Annotated in this window: 11 protein-coding genes and 2 tRNA genes; 10 read left to right on the top strand and 3 right to left on the bottom strand. The window is 43.1% G+C overall.

Annotated elements, in window-relative coordinates; all coding sequences use genetic code 11:
• Positions 1-35 precede the first annotated feature (35 nt).
• From PSYCG_RS02930 to PSYCG_RS02920, 3 genes are all read left to right on the top strand, one after another.
• A complete protein-coding gene (locus PSYCG_RS02930; RefSeq protein ID WP_020442862.1) occupies positions 36-1,850 on the top strand; it encodes a phosphomannomutase in 1,815 nt (604 codons plus the stop codon).
• 100 nt (positions 1,851-1,950) lie between these two features.
• Positions 1,951-2,850, top strand: a complete 900-nt coding sequence (argB, locus tag PSYCG_RS02925) for an acetylglutamate kinase (protein WP_020442861.1) — start codon at positions 1,951-1,953, stop codon at positions 2,848-2,850.
• A gap of 27 nt (positions 2,851-2,877) precedes the next feature.
• Positions 2,878-3,111, top strand: coding sequence for a hypothetical protein (locus PSYCG_RS02920; RefSeq protein WP_020442860.1), 234 nt, complete (start codon positions 2,878-2,880; stop codon positions 3,109-3,111).
• 31 nt (positions 3,112-3,142) lie between these two features.
• Here PSYCG_RS02920 and PSYCG_RS02915 read toward each other — a convergent pair whose 3' ends face one another.
• Positions 3,143-3,514, bottom strand: a complete 372-nt coding sequence (locus PSYCG_RS02915) for a Spx/MgsR family RNA polymerase-binding regulatory protein (RefSeq protein ID WP_020442859.1) — start codon at positions 3,512-3,514, stop codon at positions 3,143-3,145.
• Positions 3,515-3,739: 225 nt separating this feature from the next.
• Here PSYCG_RS02915 and leuS point away from each other — a divergent pair, with 225 nt between their 5' ends.
• The 7 genes from leuS (at position 3,740) to PSYCG_RS02880 (ending at position 12,778) form a co-directional block, all read left to right on the top strand.
• Positions 3,740-6,439: a leucine--tRNA ligase gene (gene leuS / locus PSYCG_RS02910; RefSeq protein WP_020442858.1), complete on the top strand. Its 2,700-nt coding sequence runs from the start codon at positions 3,740-3,742 to the stop codon at positions 6,437-6,439.
• Positions 6,440-6,552: 113 nt separating this feature from the next.
• On the top strand, positions 6,553-7,212 hold the full coding sequence (gene lptE / locus PSYCG_RS02905) for an LPS assembly lipoprotein LptE (protein WP_020442857.1): 660 nt from the start codon (positions 6,553-6,555) through the stop codon (positions 7,210-7,212).
• 73 nt (positions 7,213-7,285) lie between these two features.
• Positions 7,286-8,362, top strand: a complete 1,077-nt coding sequence (gene holA / locus PSYCG_RS02900) for a DNA polymerase III subunit delta (RefSeq protein ID WP_020442856.1) — start codon at positions 7,286-7,288, stop codon at positions 8,360-8,362.
• Between the two features lie 247 nt (positions 8,363-8,609).
• Positions 8,610-9,980, top strand: coding sequence for an efflux RND transporter periplasmic adaptor subunit (locus PSYCG_RS02895; RefSeq protein WP_020442855.1), 1,371 nt, complete (start codon positions 8,610-8,612; stop codon positions 9,978-9,980).
• A gap of 93 nt (positions 9,981-10,073) precedes the next feature.
• Complete coding sequence (locus PSYCG_RS02890) at positions 10,074-12,071, top strand: MacB family efflux pump subunit (RefSeq protein WP_020442854.1); 1,998 nt, start codon at positions 10,074-10,076, stop codon at positions 12,069-12,071.
• A gap of 336 nt (positions 12,072-12,407) precedes the next feature.
• Positions 12,408-12,483, top strand: a tRNA-Lys gene (locus PSYCG_RS02885).
• Between the two features lie 219 nt (positions 12,484-12,702).
• A tRNA-Lys gene (locus PSYCG_RS02880) sits at positions 12,703-12,778 on the top strand.
• Between the two features lie 56 nt (positions 12,779-12,834).
• On the opposite strand, the gene PSYCG_RS02875 is transcribed toward PSYCG_RS02880, so the two are convergent.
• Positions 12,835-13,617 (bottom strand): MBL fold metallo-hydrolase, encoded by a 783-nt coding sequence (locus PSYCG_RS02875; protein WP_020442853.1) that lies wholly within the window; start codon positions 13,615-13,617, stop codon positions 12,835-12,837.
• A 343-nt stretch (positions 13,618-13,960) separates the two neighbouring features.
• On the bottom strand, positions 13,961-16,048 hold the full coding sequence (locus PSYCG_RS02870) for a catalase (protein WP_020442852.1): 2,088 nt from the start codon (positions 16,046-16,048) through the stop codon (positions 13,961-13,963).
• Positions 16,049-16,434: the final 386 nt, after the last annotated feature.

Here is a 16,434-nt window from a genome sequence, read left to right as displayed (position 1 = left end):
TTAGCATATCAATCACAACAATAAGGAAGTAAAAGATGCCGTTTTTTGCTGCGCAGCACTCCTTATTTCGTGCATATGATATTCGTGGTTCACGCCAGTATTTTAATGATGACTTTGTTCAAGCTTTAGGATACGCCTTTGCGCATCTTTATCGCATTCAACAAGACAGTGATAACAAAAAAAATATCGTCGTGATTGGCTATGATGTACGTCGTGATAGCGATGTCATTGCTCAAAACCTTGCCACTATATTGATCCAATGCGGTCTACAAGTTATCCAATTGGGACTGATTACCACGCCTATGATGGTATTTTGGGCTGAGCAATATCAGGGACACGGTATTATCGTGACTGCTAGTCATTCTGCGAGAGATGTTTTAGGTATTAAGTGGTTGGTCAACCATCAATCCCCTAGCATTGAAGATATTCAGACGCTCTATCAGCAAGTGACTCAGCAGCAACTAGCTCTATGTTCTTTAGACAACAGTATGCTTGAAAAAAGTGGTTTGCCTAAAGGCTGCCTGCAAGAAAACAGGTTTAAAAATACTGATTTTCAAAAAGTGATTGATAAAGAAGACAATCAAAAAGGCTATAAAGCGTTAAGCACTCCACGACATGTAGTGGATAACCCTATTAGCAATCAGCAAATGTCTTTATCGCCTGAGCAAGTAGCGACACATTATATCGATGCTATTGTGCAAGTATTCAAAGAGCTTTATCCGCATGATAACCAATCATTTCTTACCAAGCTAGATTTGATGGTTGTTATCGATTGTATGCATGGTGCGACCAGTCATATCGCGCCACAATTGTTTGATCGTTTTTGCCACCATGTTATCAGGCTTAATGACACTCCTAATGGAGATTTCCCTGCTGGAAATCCCGATCCTACCGAGCCAAATCGGCTCAAACAGTTGCAGCAAAGCGTCGTTAATCATCAGGCAGATATAGGTATCGCCTTTGACGGTGATGGCGACCGACTAATGATCGTCGATAATATAGGTAAGGTAGTCACACCCGATCACTTGCTCTACTTATTAGCAAAGGTGATATTGACTGAGCGTCCAGTCGCTTATACCCAGTTGCAATCTCCGCCGCAAATTCTCTTTGATATTAAATGTTCGCATCATTTGCCGAAGCTACTGACTGAGCTTGGCGCAGAACCTATCATCAGCAAGACTGGCAGTAGTCTAATGCGCCAACAGATGCAGGACTCTGCTGGGCAAATCGTATTTGCTGGAGAGTTATCGGGGCATTTTATCTTTAACGACAGTCGCTTTATTGTCTATGATGATGCCATATACGCAGCTTTAAGACTGTTGCATTGGCTGGCAGCTGATAACTCAAATAGTCTAAATTCTACAACAAATCTTGCCAATATCATCTATCAATTACCAAACATTGTCAGTACTGCCGATCATTATTTACCACTGCCAGTAAGTGCGTCAACTGATTGCTCAATCATTGAGCAGCTAACTCGACTATGCGTGTATTTACAACAACTCATAAAAGTAACCGCTCCACTGCCTACTCAGGCTGAATATCAAGTACTTAGTACCTGTCAGCGGACGCTTTGTAGCTGCTCTATAAAAAACCTCCCTATCAGCATAGAGAAAGCCAAAGACTTATTGCCAATAGGTACAACTCTGAGCTGTATTGATGGCGTGCGTCTAGATTTCGCGCATGGTTTTGGCGTACTGCGTCAATCAAATACCAGTCACAATTTAACCGCGCGCTTTGCAGGAGACAGCATGGCATATCTACAAGATATTCAAGCAAAATTTGCCGCGCTATGCCGTCCTTTTGATGAAAATCTAGCTGCGCAGATTGTAGCTATTTCCCCTCAGTAGTCAGTTATCAAAACTATTTTTTATCACAAATGTAACTTTGTTATTTATGACTTTTTATAACAACAACCAATCGCTTAACACCGTATTTTAGGAGTTTATAATGACCTTGAATTTAGATGAAGCCAAAATTACTGCTGAAGTCTTGACCACCGCCCTGCCCTATATTCAACGCTTCGTCGATAAAATCATTGTGGTCAAATACGGCGGCAATGCCATGACTGATCCTGCGCTTGAAAGCTCATTTGCCCGAGATATCGTCCTACTCAAAACCGTTGGTATGCATCCTGTGGTCGTACATGGTGGCGGTCCACAAGTGGATAATTTATTAAAAGAGCTTGGGCGGCACTCAGACCGTATTGATGGGATGCGCGTTACTGACAAGGACACCATGGATATCGTCGAGATGGTACTTGGCGGCAATGTTAATAAATCGATTGTGAGCTTGATCAATAAACATGGCGGCTGCGCTATCGGTCTAACTGGTAAAGACGCCAATTTAATCTTGGCTAAAAAATTGATGATGGAAAAAGTTGGCGCAGATGGTGTTGCTGTACCGGTAGATTTAGGCTTTGTCGGGGATGTGGTTAGCGTCAATAAAGACGTGATTAATATGCTGATTGCTTCTGACTTTATCCCTGTTATCGCCCCTCTTGGCGTCGATGAAGAAGGCAATACTTATAATATCAATGCGGATTTGGTTGCTGGTAAAGTCGCCGAATTCTTGCAGGCAGAGAAACTCATGCTATTAACCAATATCAAAGGAGTATTGGGTCGTGATGGCGAAGTCGTCACTGGTTTGACGCCTAAAACTGTGGACAGCCTAATTGAAGATGGTACGATTTCAGGCGGCATGATTCCTAAAATTCAATGTGCGCTTGATGCCGTTCGTAGCGGCGTAAAAAGTGCTGTTATCGTCGATGGCCGCGTACCGCATGCGACGCTGTTAGAGATTTTTACCAACGAAGGTGTTGGTACATTAATCAGTCGAGATCTAGGCTAATCATTGGCAGAATAGTAGGAGTAAATCATGGCATTGTGGCTTTGGTGTCTACTTTTTATCTTAGAAAGCTCGTACTGCTGGTGGATTATTGGCTATGGTGGCGCAAAATGGATAGAAGGGTGGAAATCATTTTTCCTCATTGAGTGGTTTGCACTAGATTGGAATGCCGAACAAATTCGCTTTTACGTCTTGCTTATATGGCTCGCAAGTGTGATTTGGTTTATTTTAGGTGTTACAAAGCCCGAGCTAAGAGGTTCTTAGCTCGGGCTTTATTGATGGTAGCAGTAGTCTTTTACGAAAAAACTTTATCAAACTCGGCTTCATCAAAGCCACATAATAATATCGGCTTATTTTTATCAGTCAGCTCACCTTCAACTATCGGACGCTTAATCATACTGGTATTTTCAATGAGTAAATCAATGGATTTATCCACATCGCTATCCGCCGCTTGCTTTTGAGCATCTTCTAGCTTACGCCATGTCGTTCCGCGTTTGTTTAATACTTTATCAATACCTAGGCTATCCACCCAGCGCTGTATCGTTTCTTTATCAATATCTTGTTTTTTATAATCATGAAAGTTATAGCTAACGCCCAACTCATCAAGCTTGGTAAAGGCTTTTTTCATGGTGCTACAAGATTTGATACCGTAAATAGTGATGGTCATAATGTCTCCTTGTCAAGAATGTTACTGTTTATTATACTCAAATAATGCTTGAAGCTGGCACATGGCAAATGTAGATATCGGCAAGCGCCGAATATAAGCTGAAAAGCCACTAGGTAATCAATGAAAGGCGACATCCTATCGTCGCAATTTTCGCCAAATTAAGCTATGCTATGGCATTATAAAATTTCACCCCATTTATCTGTAATAACCGATTCCGAGCCAACTATGACCAACGCCGTAACAGCAGAAACTGCTAATACTAACCATACTAATAATACTTCTAGCGACAAGACCCAATATCAGCCGCAACTTATCGAAGCGCAGCAGCAAGCCAAATGGGCAACAGATAAGCGTTTTGAAGTCAGCAATGAGCCAAGTGATAAACCAAGCCGTTATATGCTGTCAATGTTCCCGTACCCAAGTGGTAAGCTGCATATGGGTCACGTGCGCAACTATACTATCTCTGATGTGTTGAGCCGTTATTATCGGCTCAAAGGTTATGAAGTCATGCAGCCAATGGGCTGGGATGGTTTTGGCTTGCCAGCAGAAAACGCCGCGATTGCCAATCAGACGCCGCCTGCCAAGTGGACGTTTGAGAATATTGACAGCATGCGCGCCCAGCTAAAATTGCTTGGCTTGTCTATTGACTGGTCACGTGAATTTGCCACTTGTAGCCCTGAATATTATCAGTGGGAGCAGTGGTTGTTTTTGCAGTTATATAAAAAAGGTCTGGTTTATAAAAAGCTTGCAACCGTCAACTGGGATCCGATTGATAACACTGTCCTAGCCAATGAGCAAGTCATCGATGGTAAAGGCTGGCGTAGTGGCGCTATGGTCGAAAAGCGTGATATTCCGATGTATTATTTTAATATCACTGATTATGCTGATGAGCTGCTTGATGATTTGGATCAGCTAGAGGGTCATTGGCCCTCTGAAGTAATTACTATGCAGCGCAATTGGATTGGTCGTAGCTCAGGTATGGAAGTCCATTTCCCTTATGAGCTGGCTGGTCAAAGCAATAGCTTAGACGTCTTTACCACTCGTCCTGATACTTTGATGGGTGTCACTTATGTGGCAGTTGCTGCAGAGCACCCGCTAGCTCAATATGCCTCAGAGAACAATAAAGCGATTGCAGATTTTTGCGCCCTTTGTAAGAAAGGCTCAGTCGCTGAGGCAGACCTTGCTAAAGCCGAAAAAATCGGTATGGATACGGGTCTAACCGTGACCCATCCATTGACTGGCGAAGAAGTGCCTGTTTGGGTTGCCAATTATGTACTTATGAGCTATGGCTCAGGTGCGGTAATGGCAGTACCTGCTCACGATGAGCGCGACTATGAGTTTGCTACTAAGTACAGCCTGCCTATCAAACAAGTGATTGAGATTCCTGCAGGGTACTTTGATGATGTAGAAGAAAGTAATGACAATCGTGCTTATACTGAGCGTAATACCTTGGTCAATTCAGGCGAATTTGACGGTTTAGATTTCGAACAAGCATTTGCAGCGATGCTAACCAAACTTGAGCCTCAAGAGCTTGCCAAGAAAAAAATTCAATACCGTCTCCGTGATTGGGGTGTTTCACGCCAGCGTTATTGGGGCTGCCCTATCCCAATGGTCAACTGTGAGCATTGCGGCACAGTGCCCGTTGAAGAGCAAGACTTGCCGGTTGTCTTGCCAACTGACGTCGTTCCGGACGGTCGTGGCAATCCACTAAAAAATATTCCAGAATTTGTGAATACCACTTGCCCTAAATGTGGCAATCCTGCTGAGCGCGAAACCGATACCTTTGATACCTTTGTAGAATCAAGCTGGTACTATGCGCGCTTTGCCAGCCCACACGATACAACCAACATGGTCAACAAGTCGGCGGCGAATAAATGGTTACCGGTTGACCAATATATCGGCGGTGTAGAACACGCCGTTATGCATCTGCTTTATGCACGATTCTTCCATAAGCTGATGCGTGATGAAAACTTAGTATCAGGCGATGAGCCCTTTGCCAATTTGATGACTCAAGGAATGGTACTTGCAGGTACTTTCTACCGCGTGAATAGCGATGGCAGTACCACTTATTACTTTACTAAAGACATCGATATTGACTTTAACGAGCGCGGTCAGCCGATTAAAGCCATCCTTAAATCAGATGGACAGCCGGTGACGATTGGCAAAATCGAAAAAATGTCAAAGTCAAAAAATAATGGTGTCGACCCGCAGCTTACCATTGATAAATATGGCGCGGATACTGTTCGTCTTTACACCTTATTTACTGCGCCTGCTGACCAAACACTTGAATGGTCAGATGATGCACTAAAAGGTCCTTATAACTTTGTTAAAAAAGTATGGCGCATTGCTTCTGAGCATATCCAAGCGTTAACTGATGCCAACTTAAGTCTTGAATCGCTCAATAGTGATGCTTTAAATACGGATAGCTTAAGCAAAGAAGCTAAAGCCTTGCGCCGTAAGTCGCATGAAACCATTGGCAAGATTGATAGTGACTTGGGTAAACGCCTAGCACTCAATACGCCAGTTTCTAGCCTAATGGAGCTTGCTAATGAGCTGAGCAACTTTAAAGCAAGCAGTGAACAAGATCTGCAAGTCCAGCATGAAGCCTTGACTGATTTATTGATTATGCTGTCGGTATATGCGCCACACATTGGCGAGCATTTACTTGAGCAATTAGGGCTTGATACCGTCACCTTAAATTACCCTATGGTCGATGAAAGTGCATTGGTACAAGATATGATTACCATGGTGATTCAGGTCAATGGAAAAATGCGCGGCAAAATGGATGTGGCACCAAACAGCGACCCTGAGCAGCTAAAAGCACAGGCACGCGCGATTGAAGGTGTGGCAAAGTTCCTGACTGGCGAGATCAAAAAAGAGATCGTCGTACCGAATAAACTGGTTAATATCGTGGTTGCAGGTTAGGGATAATTAAACGCGGATATTTTAGGTTTTCTTATCATAATAAGAATAGCGATTATGACGGATAAGCACCATGCTATGTCGTCATATCAAACAACATGTAAGGGAAAAAGCCCATGCCTAATAATTCGAATAGACAGAAACTAGCGACCGCATTACTTGCATCTTTGCCAATGCTTGCCATCGTTGGGGCAACTGCCAGTCTTAGTGGCTGCGGCTTTCAACTACGCGGTTATGATGCGCCCATGCTGTTTGATGTGGCGAAGACCGCGGTAATTATCGAAGACAATCGCACTGCATTCCCACTGAAGCTGCCGCTCACAAAGCGCCTTGAGGCATTGGGCGTTGATGTCATTACTAACATGACATTGACTGATGTCGCTAGTAACAATCAAAACGTAGGCGCTGAAACCATCGCTGCGATTACTGTCAATAACGTACGTTTTAAGCGTTATGAATTGGTCGGCGTATTAACAGAAATTCGTTTAGTGATATCAGCCGATGTTAGCTATCAAAGCATAGATAATGGTAAGCCTATAACGCTCAGTAATCCGATTCAAGTTGAACGTAGCTATCAGTATAACGAAGCGTCAGTGAGCACCGACGATCAGCAAGGTGATCAAATTCGTGAATGGCTCTATGACAGTTTAGCAAGACGTATCACCGATCAATATGTCGCGATTGCATTGCCAAAGGTGACACCTGCCAGCGCCACTACTTCTGCGCAAATCGGTAAAGGTACAGGCGCTACGGCGATTCTTGTACCCAAACCTTAATATAGCTCAAATGTAGCTTAGCAATTTTTTGGCTTTGCTTTTTTATTCACAACTTTGTGTGCGTTAGCCTTTTATGCAAGATACTTTTATACAAGCTTATCCAAAACTACAGCGATCCTCAGTTGCTGTAGCAGGCTTGTGGCTAGCACATGGTGACGAGCCATTATTAAGTCAATGGCTCATCGATGCGCTGCGTCCACATTGGCGCGCGCAGAATTACGCCATTAAGCGTATCGAGCTGGTATCAGTTAAGAGCTGGCAAGAAGTATTGTCAGAGCTTGGCAGCCAGTCTTTATTTGATGATGCCAGTGCCTTGATTGTCACAGGCAACCATAAACCTGATAAGGCAGTCATTACAGAACTTGAACGCTTTGCACAGGACGCTCAAGCAGGCAGCCACAGTCATAGCTTATTATGGTTGACCCCAAAACAAGACAAACGCGCTCAGAGCAGCAAGTGGTTCACGCCATTTGCGCAATATGGTCACGTCATCGACTGTAATTTGTATAATGAGCAGCAGCGTCAGCAGTTATTGCAGATACAAGCGCAGCAGTTTGGCTTAAAGCTATCGCAAGAAGCGTGGCAGCTACTCATGTCACATACTGAACATCATTTGCTCAGTGCCTATCAAACCTTATGGCGTTTATCCTATTTGTTTGCCCCACAACTCATGGCAAATAATGATGCTGCCATTCAAGAAACTACAAACTCTAGCCCGCACCTATCACAGGTCGCACTAGATATTAATGACTTACAAGCGGCATTGGTCAGCGATGCGCAGTTTAGCGTGTTTGATTTGTCCGATGCGATGCTTGCTGGCAATAGTGCCCAAGTCGCTAAAATCATATTTCAGCTCAAAGCCACGGATGAGCCAACAACCTTAGTATTATGGGCAATCAGTAAAGACATGCGACAAATCATGCAACTGATGGATGGACAAGATCCGCAAGCCCTAGGTATTTGGCGCAGTAAACAAGGCTTATATCAGCAAGCCTGTCGTCGTCAGTCAAAAGCGCAATCAGCCGCGTGGCCTGCTCTGCTTTATCGCTGTGATCAGGCAATCAAAGGTCTTATTATCCAGCCAGCATGGGAGCTATTACTACAAGCTGCGTTAGAATTATCAGGAAAACGTTTGTTCCCTACTAAATGACCAGAGTGATGAATTCTTAGTTATTTATCAGTCAGTAACCAATAATACCTCTAAGAACGATATTATTTCTTAACCTGCTTTTTCAACGATAAACTTCCTGCACAAATCCAAATCTCCTCTGCAAAACCTGCCTCAATATCTCTTCTTAACCTTTCGCAAACTAACTCCCATTCCCTTTTGTCCGTCGAGCCTCTATTATAGTGACATTTATAGTTACATTTGATTTTCTTGTTATTGGATTGTCGTCATGCGCAAAATTAGCAAAAACTCTGCTATTAAATGGGGCATTATTGCCCTCGTCATCATCGCTTTAGGGGTTTTAGCCTACAAAACCTTAAAACCAAAAGAAGTAACACCCAACTATCTAACGGCGACTGCTGAGATTGGCGATATCGAAAATAACGTTATGGCATCGGGTAAAGTTAAGGCTTTAAATACCGTCGATGTTGGTGCGCAAGTATCTGGTGAAGTGACGCGACTATTCGTTGAAGTCGGTGATGAAGTGCAAAAAGGCGATTTGATTGCGCAGATTGACCAAGTAACGCAGAAGAACAGTCTGAGCAATGAGCAAGCAAGCCTTGAGCAAAGTGAAGCGGCGCTACAAAGTGCGCAAGCTGAGTCATTAAGTCGTCAAGCAGGTTTAAAAAGTGCGCAGGCAGATCTTGCCAGCCGCCAAGCTGAGTTAAGACAAGCGCAAGCAGATTTTTCACGCTTGCAAGGCTTACTCGCTATCGACGCGATATCACAGCAGGATTATGATACTCAAGGGACAAAGGTACAAACTGCGCAGGCAGCAGTCGCCAATGCGCGTGCCTCTATCGATACTGCTAAAGCCGCTATTGCCACTACTGCAGCGAATATCAATAGTCAACAGGCGGCGTTACGTAAATCTCAAACCAACGTCAGCACCGCGCAAGAAGATTTAAGCTACACCACCATTCGCGCGCCGATGTCAGGTACTGTAGTATCCGTAACGACTGAGCAAGGGACGACGGTCAATGCCAATCAGAGTGCACCGACCATTGTTACCTTAGCTGATTTATCTACCGTGCGCATCAATGCTCAAATCTCTGAAGCTGACGTCATTAATGTCAAAGCGGGCTTGCCTGTTTATTTTAATATCATCGGTAATCCCGACCAAAAATATGATTCGATCCTTAAAGCGATTGAACCGGCTCCTGAAAAAATCAGTGATACCAGCTCGACCGATGCCGCCATTTATTATGTCGGTTATATTGAAGTACCCAATACCGAGCGCCGCTTTCGTATCGATATGACCGCGCAAGTTTATATTGTCATTAACCAAGCCAAAGACGCGCTACTTATCCCTTCTGCCGCACTGCAACCTGCTGGTAAAACTAACAAAACTGGAAATAATAAAAAAGCATCTACCACTGCGGTTAATACTAATGGCGATTCTGCCGCAACTAAAGCTAGTGTCCGCGTTCTTAAAGCTGATGGCACAGTGGTTGAACAAACTGTCAAAGTCGGTATTAATAACCGCGTCAATGCGGAGATATTGAGCGGTCTTAAAAAAGGTGACGAGGTTATCTTAAGCGAGGAAGGACCAGATAGTGGCAGTAAAGGCGGTGGTGGCAGAGGCGGCCGACCGTTTTAGCCTTAACTCCAAAATCAGATAGAACAAGATTTAAATGAATTTAAATTAGCGACAAATCAGCTTTGATATTGATTAAGATAAGCAGGATAGTAAATGAGCAGCCAAGATCTTTATGCTAACGCCGTTACTGATAAGCCTTTGATGCAAGTCAAAGGCTTGATTAGAGAGTTTAAAGCCGGCGAGCAGACCATTCGTGTATTGCACGATATCAATCTAACCATCCATCAAGGCGAGATGGTGGCTATTATTGGACAATCAGGCTCAGGCAAATCAACCTTGATGAATATTTTGGGCTGCTTGGATCAAGCGACTGCCGGCGATTATCAAGTATTTGGTCAATCCGTTAATCGTTTAGCCCCTGATGAACTGGCAAAGCTGCGCCGTGAACACTTTGGTTTTATTTTTCAGCGTTACCATCTATTGGGTGACATCAGTGCCCGTGACAATGTCTCTGTGCCTGCCGTCTATGCAGGGATGGATGGGCAAGCGCGCAATGAGCGTGCCGAGAAGCTCTTATCAGATTTGGGACTGGCGGACAAAGTCAATAATCGCCCAAGCCAGTTATCGGGTGGTCAGCAGCAGCGTGTGTCTATCGCAAGGGCATTGATGAACGGCGGTGATATTATCTTAGCGGATGAGCCGACAGGCGCGCTAGATAGCAAGTCAGGCAAAGATGTCGTACAAATCTTGAAAGACTTAAATGCGCAAGGTCATACCATTATTATGGTAACGCATGACCCCAGTCTTGCTGCTCAAGCTGAGCGCGTGATTGAAATCAAAGACGGTTATATCATTGCCGATTATAAAAACGAAGACTATCAGCGTCCAGCAGCACAACCTGCGTCGATAATAGACAAACACCGTAAGAGCGCGTTTGGCAGCTTTATCGACCGCTTGCTTGAATCGTTTAAAATGTCTTTACTTGCTATGCGGGCGCATAAAATGCGTACTCTGCTGACAATGCTAGGTATCATCATTGGTATTGCCTCTGTGGTATCGGTTGTCGGGCTCGGTAAAGGCTCACAAGAGCAGATATTGTCTAATATCAGCTCACTAGGTACCAATACCATCACCGTCACCGACGGCTACCCTTACGGCGATCCTAGACGTCAGTATAATGATGATAACTTGACCCCACAGGATGCCCAAGCGGTTGCAGATCAGCCTTATGTACTTAGTGTCAGTCCACAGCTGAATAGCAATATGAGCGTCCGCTATCGTAATGTCCAAGAAGCCGCCAGTATCAGCGGAGTAGGTAAAGATTATCTCGATGTCAGTGGTGAAACATTGGCAATGGGTCAAGGCTTTGATGAACAAAGTATCTTACGCCGCACCCAAGATATTATTATCGACAGCAATGCACATAAAACCTTCTTTCCTACTATAGCAAACCCTATCGGTGAGGTACTATTGATAGGTAGTGTTCCTGGACGCGTGATTGGGGTACTGGAGCCAAACGAAGGCGGGTTTAGTAGAAGCGTCGACACCCCTACTTTATATATGCCCTATACCACCATGATGTCACGGCTCATAGGCAGCGCCTATATCGAGAGTTTTATTGCGCTGATTGATAATAACATCTCCTCTTCTGCCGCTGAGTCTGCCATCTCAGATCTGATGAAAAGCCGTCACGGTACCGATGATTTTCGCATACGTAACTCCGACTCTATCCGTCAAACCATTGAATCTACAACGGCAGCATTGACCTTGCTGATATCCTCTATCGCCATTATCTCTCTGATTGTCGGCGGTATTGGCGTCATGAATATCATGCTGGTATCCGTGACCGAGCGCACCAATGAGATTGGCGTACGTATGGCAGTCGGTGCTCGTCAAAGCGATATCATGCAGCAGTTTTTGATTGAGGCCATTTTGGTTTGTATATTAGGTGGTTTATTAGGTATTGGTATGGCGTTTGCTATTGGTGAGCTAATTAACCGTGTTGGTGGTGATAGTTTTAAAGTCATTTATTCTTCGACCTCCATTATTGCCGCTTTTGTCTGCTCAACGCTTATTGGCGTGGTATTTGGATTCTTGCCTGCCCGTAATGCTGCCAAATTGGATCCAGTAGAAGCGCTCTCTAGAGATTAGTAAGATATTAAGCAAAAATTTTCAAACATCATTTTTGAAATAACAAACTATCCGCGATAATAGGTGACTCGATAGCCAAATAAGGGACAAAGTTAAAAAACATTCATTATTATCTAAGATTTTTAACTTTTTTGCTGATTCGGGGTTGTATTTGTCTTAATTATATATATAATGTGCTCTCACGTTTAGAGATACAAATTATCTAAATATGAAACAAGTTTGATGCCTCTTTTGATATTGAGCAGTCGATAAATAAAGAAGTTAAGCTTACCGAAAATTCCATTGAAAGAATTTTCACTTGTAGAGTTAAAAAGCAGTGCTTTTTTATACTCTTCAGGGCCGATAGCTCAGTTGGTAGAGCAGTTGACTTTTAATCAATTGGTCCCGCGTTCGAGTCGCGGTCGGCCCACCATCTTTAGTATTACGCTTGTTATGTATGCTACCCTATCCGGTAGTGATGTAATAAGTTTAAAGACATCCTTTTTGATGTCTTGTTTTAATAAATTTCCCTTTAAGGAAATTTATCTTGCAGTAAATGCAAACCTAGTTTGGATGCTGAGTTTTTAGAATTTACGAAAATGTAAATTCTCTTGCGCTCAGACGAAGCAGTGCTTCGTTTTATCCTCGCTCAGGGCCGATAGCTCAGTTGGTAGAGCAGTTGACTTTTAATCAATTGGTCCCGCGTTCGAGTCGCGGTCGGCCCACCATATTTGAAAAGCCCAATCATTTAATGATTGGGCTTTTTTTTGTTTGTATTATTTGATTAAGGAGTATCTACTCTTTTACGAGCAAATTTAACTTGTGCAAGCATGAGCTTAAAACCATTTTGTAACGTTGTTTTGCGTGGTGCGTTCGGTGTCCGTTCTATCAATTTTTCAAAGTCTTTATCGCTAAGCTTAACTCTTTTATCATGTGCCAGTAATAAAGTATCTGGTTGCAGTGCTTTTACCTTGTCCAATGACGCGCGATAAGCATCAGGTAAAGTAATTAAATAAGGCGAGACAAATCTATTTTTGATGATTAATATGAGATCGGCGGTATACGCCTGCTTGCTTTGCGGATGCCATAAAGACAAGTCCCGATCGGTATGCCCTGGCGTCTCCAAGACGATCCAATCGTCAAAATTTGGCACACGGTCGCCATCTTGAACAGTGATATCCGCTTTTAAAATGGGGTGGTACCAGACGTTGGTCATAGACTTACCTTGGCGACTGGCGACATAATAAGTCAATCCCAAATCATTCAGATGGGCAATTCTACCCAAAACACCATGGTACCAAGGCTTTTCGGACATAGCGGTAACTATCTGACAGCCAGTTCTTTGATGCAATAGCTTAGCGCCGCCCGCATGATCGGGATGCATATGCGTGACCATGACTGTCTTAAGTTGCTCAACTGGACGTTTTAGAGTGTCGGTAATATACGCTAAAATCTTATCGACATCACATCGACACCCTGAATCTAACAATAATAACTTGTCAGGATAAACCGCCATATACGTTGTCTGAATATATCCCTCTATCGCAACGATATCTACTAAACTCATAATATCCCTTTATCCAATATAACGCTTATATTAGCCATTTAAATATCCATATCTAGTTAATTCTAAATAAAACAGATTCGTTATATTCCAAGGCAGTAATGGTATCATTTTAATACTGAATTCATTATATGAAAGCAAAGGCTATATTTAACCAGCTTATTCATTGCCGTATTCTTGATGTTATTAAACAATATGATTGATGATTATAACGTTCAATAAAGGTTTAGAAATAATATTCAGTGAACGCTTGTGACCAAATATTGTTTAGGTTAAAGAATAAAAAAACCCAGCATAGTGGCTGAGTTCATTGTTGGAGATTTAAATACGAATATATTAAGCCAAATTAAGCTAAGTCACGAACCTTTGGCTCACGTTCCCATAAGCGCGATTTGGCATTTTCAATAAAGACGTCTATATCAGATAGTGGCGTGACAAAGGCATCTTTTTCAATCGGTAGTTTACTTAAGATAAACTCGTCCGTTGCCCCGCAATAAGAAATCGCTTTACAGTGTACATAAGCATCCGTGAACCAATCTAACGTAGCACTGTCTTTAGCCAACTTCTTAGCTTGGTCAGGCATGATGATACTAACCACGGCATCAAACATCACGGATGGACCCCCTGCTACACGCTCATCAGCTTGTATGATGGTATCATCGTCCAATTTGACTTCTTTATTCGGTGCAATAATTTTGACACTGGCACCTTGCGCTTGCGCTGCCTTCTCATACTTCTCTATTTCACTATGCTTTGAGCCTTCCGCTACCAAAATACCAATCATGCGACCCTTTAAGCTATTAGGTGACAGACCAATGGTTCTTACGGCTGGAGAGACTTCCATATCTTGAATAGGTGCGGCAGATTCAGCAGCTTCCGGCAGCTCCATACCCAACGCTTTTGCTACACGACTTGCCAAATCTTCATCGATATTACGTAAATGGCTAAGCGTACGACTACGGACATGCGCTGTATCTACTTTACCTAGCTCAAAAGCATAGGCTGAGGCAATGTGTGCTTGTTCAACTGTCGTTTGGCTGCGATAGAACATACGTGGCTGACTATAATGATCCGCGAAGCTCTCAGCGCGCACGCGACCTTTAACACCATCATCTAGCGTCTCAGCAAAAGATGCAAAGCCTTTCTTCACACTTTCACGTGGTCTGGTAGGATCAAGACTTTGTGGCTCATAAAGCACGCGCGTTTTTGGCACTTGCATCTGCATATGACCATCTTGCTGATTATTAGCAAATGGACATTTTGGTGCATTGATTGGAATTTGTGCAAAATTTGGTGAGCCTAAGCGCGATAACTGAGTGTCCAAGTAGCTGAACAGACGACCTTGTAATAAGGGATCATTACTAAAATCGATACCCGGCGGTACATGCGATGGACAGAAAGCCACTTGCTCTGTTTCAGCAAAGAAATTATCAGGATAACGATTTAGCACCATTTTACCAACGATTTTAACGGGCACCATTTCTTCTGGAATCAGCTTGGTCGCATCTAAATGGTCGAACGGAAAGTCATTGGCTTCTTCTTCCGTGAATAATTGCACGCCAAATTCCCATTCAGGGAAATCACCGTTATTAATCGATTCAAACAAATCGCGGCGATGATAATCAGGATCGGCACCAGAGATTTTTACCGCTTCATCCCATGTCGTTGATTGTACGCCAAGCACTGGTTTCCAATGGAAACGCATAAAGGTACTTTTGCCTTCTTTATTAATTAGGCGATAACTATGAATACCAAAACCTTCAATCATGCGTAAGCTACGCGGTATCCCGCGATCACTCATCAACCAAATGACGTTGTGCATGGTTTCAGGACTTAATGATACAAAATCCCAAAAGGTATCATGAGCGGACGCCGCTTGCGGGAAACCGCGATCCGGCTCAGGTTTGACTGCATGGACAAGGTCTGGGAATTTCATTGCATCTTGAATAAAAAAAATCGGCATGTCATTACCGACCAAATCCCAGTTGCCTTCTTCGGTATAAACTTTTACTGAAAAGCCACGTACATCACGCGGTGTATCTTTTGAGCCTTTACTACCTGCAACAGTTGAAAAACGCGTAAATAGTGGCGTTTGTTTGCCAGTCTCAGTCAAAATTTTAGCCGTGGTATATTCTTCTAATGACTCGGTCAGCTCAAAATAACCGTGTGCGGCACTACCACGCGCATGCACAATACGCTCAGGAATACGCTCATGGTCAAAGTGATGGATCTTTTCACGTAAGACAAAATCCTCTAATAACGTTGGACCGCGCGGTCCGGCTTTGAGTGAGTTTTGATTGTCCGAAATTGGTACACCCTGTTGGGTAGTCAGTACTTTGGTGTCATCACCTGCACGTTGATGGGTTTCACCACCATTGCCACGTTCCATATTCATGTCTTTAGCGGGGTCGGTATGATCAATATTCTTATTCATAAAATATCCTAGCTAGCTGATGAGTAAAAATGGACTATAACTAGACCATTTAATAAGCGCTAACACAGTTTTTATATCCGTAGCGATAGTGGCGACTTCAAATGTCCGTTTATTTTCTGTGTTGTAGCACGGTTAAAAATAAAAACTGATTCAAGCACTCTTGAGATAGCAATGCTGAGCTCAACAATTATCTTACTCAAAAATTTTGCTCAGGTATGTCAACTATATGGTTAAGCGTGTTGATATTTGGTTAAGAAAATCAGGCATTAGTTAAACTTATAAACGATAGAAACACTTATTATTTTTAACAATATAGCGTTGTTATGTCGTTATTCTTTACGCTATCCTGTAAAAGGTGTCTGCTCATTAGGGTTAAAAGGGTGGAT

This window comes from Psychrobacter sp. G, from assembly GCF_000418305.1.
Classification (GTDB): Bacteria; Pseudomonadota; Gammaproteobacteria; order Pseudomonadales; family Moraxellaceae; genus Psychrobacter; species Psychrobacter cryohalolentis.
The sequence above is the reverse complement of the archived record's forward strand: the minus strand, read 5'-3'. Positions and strand labels throughout refer to the sequence as shown.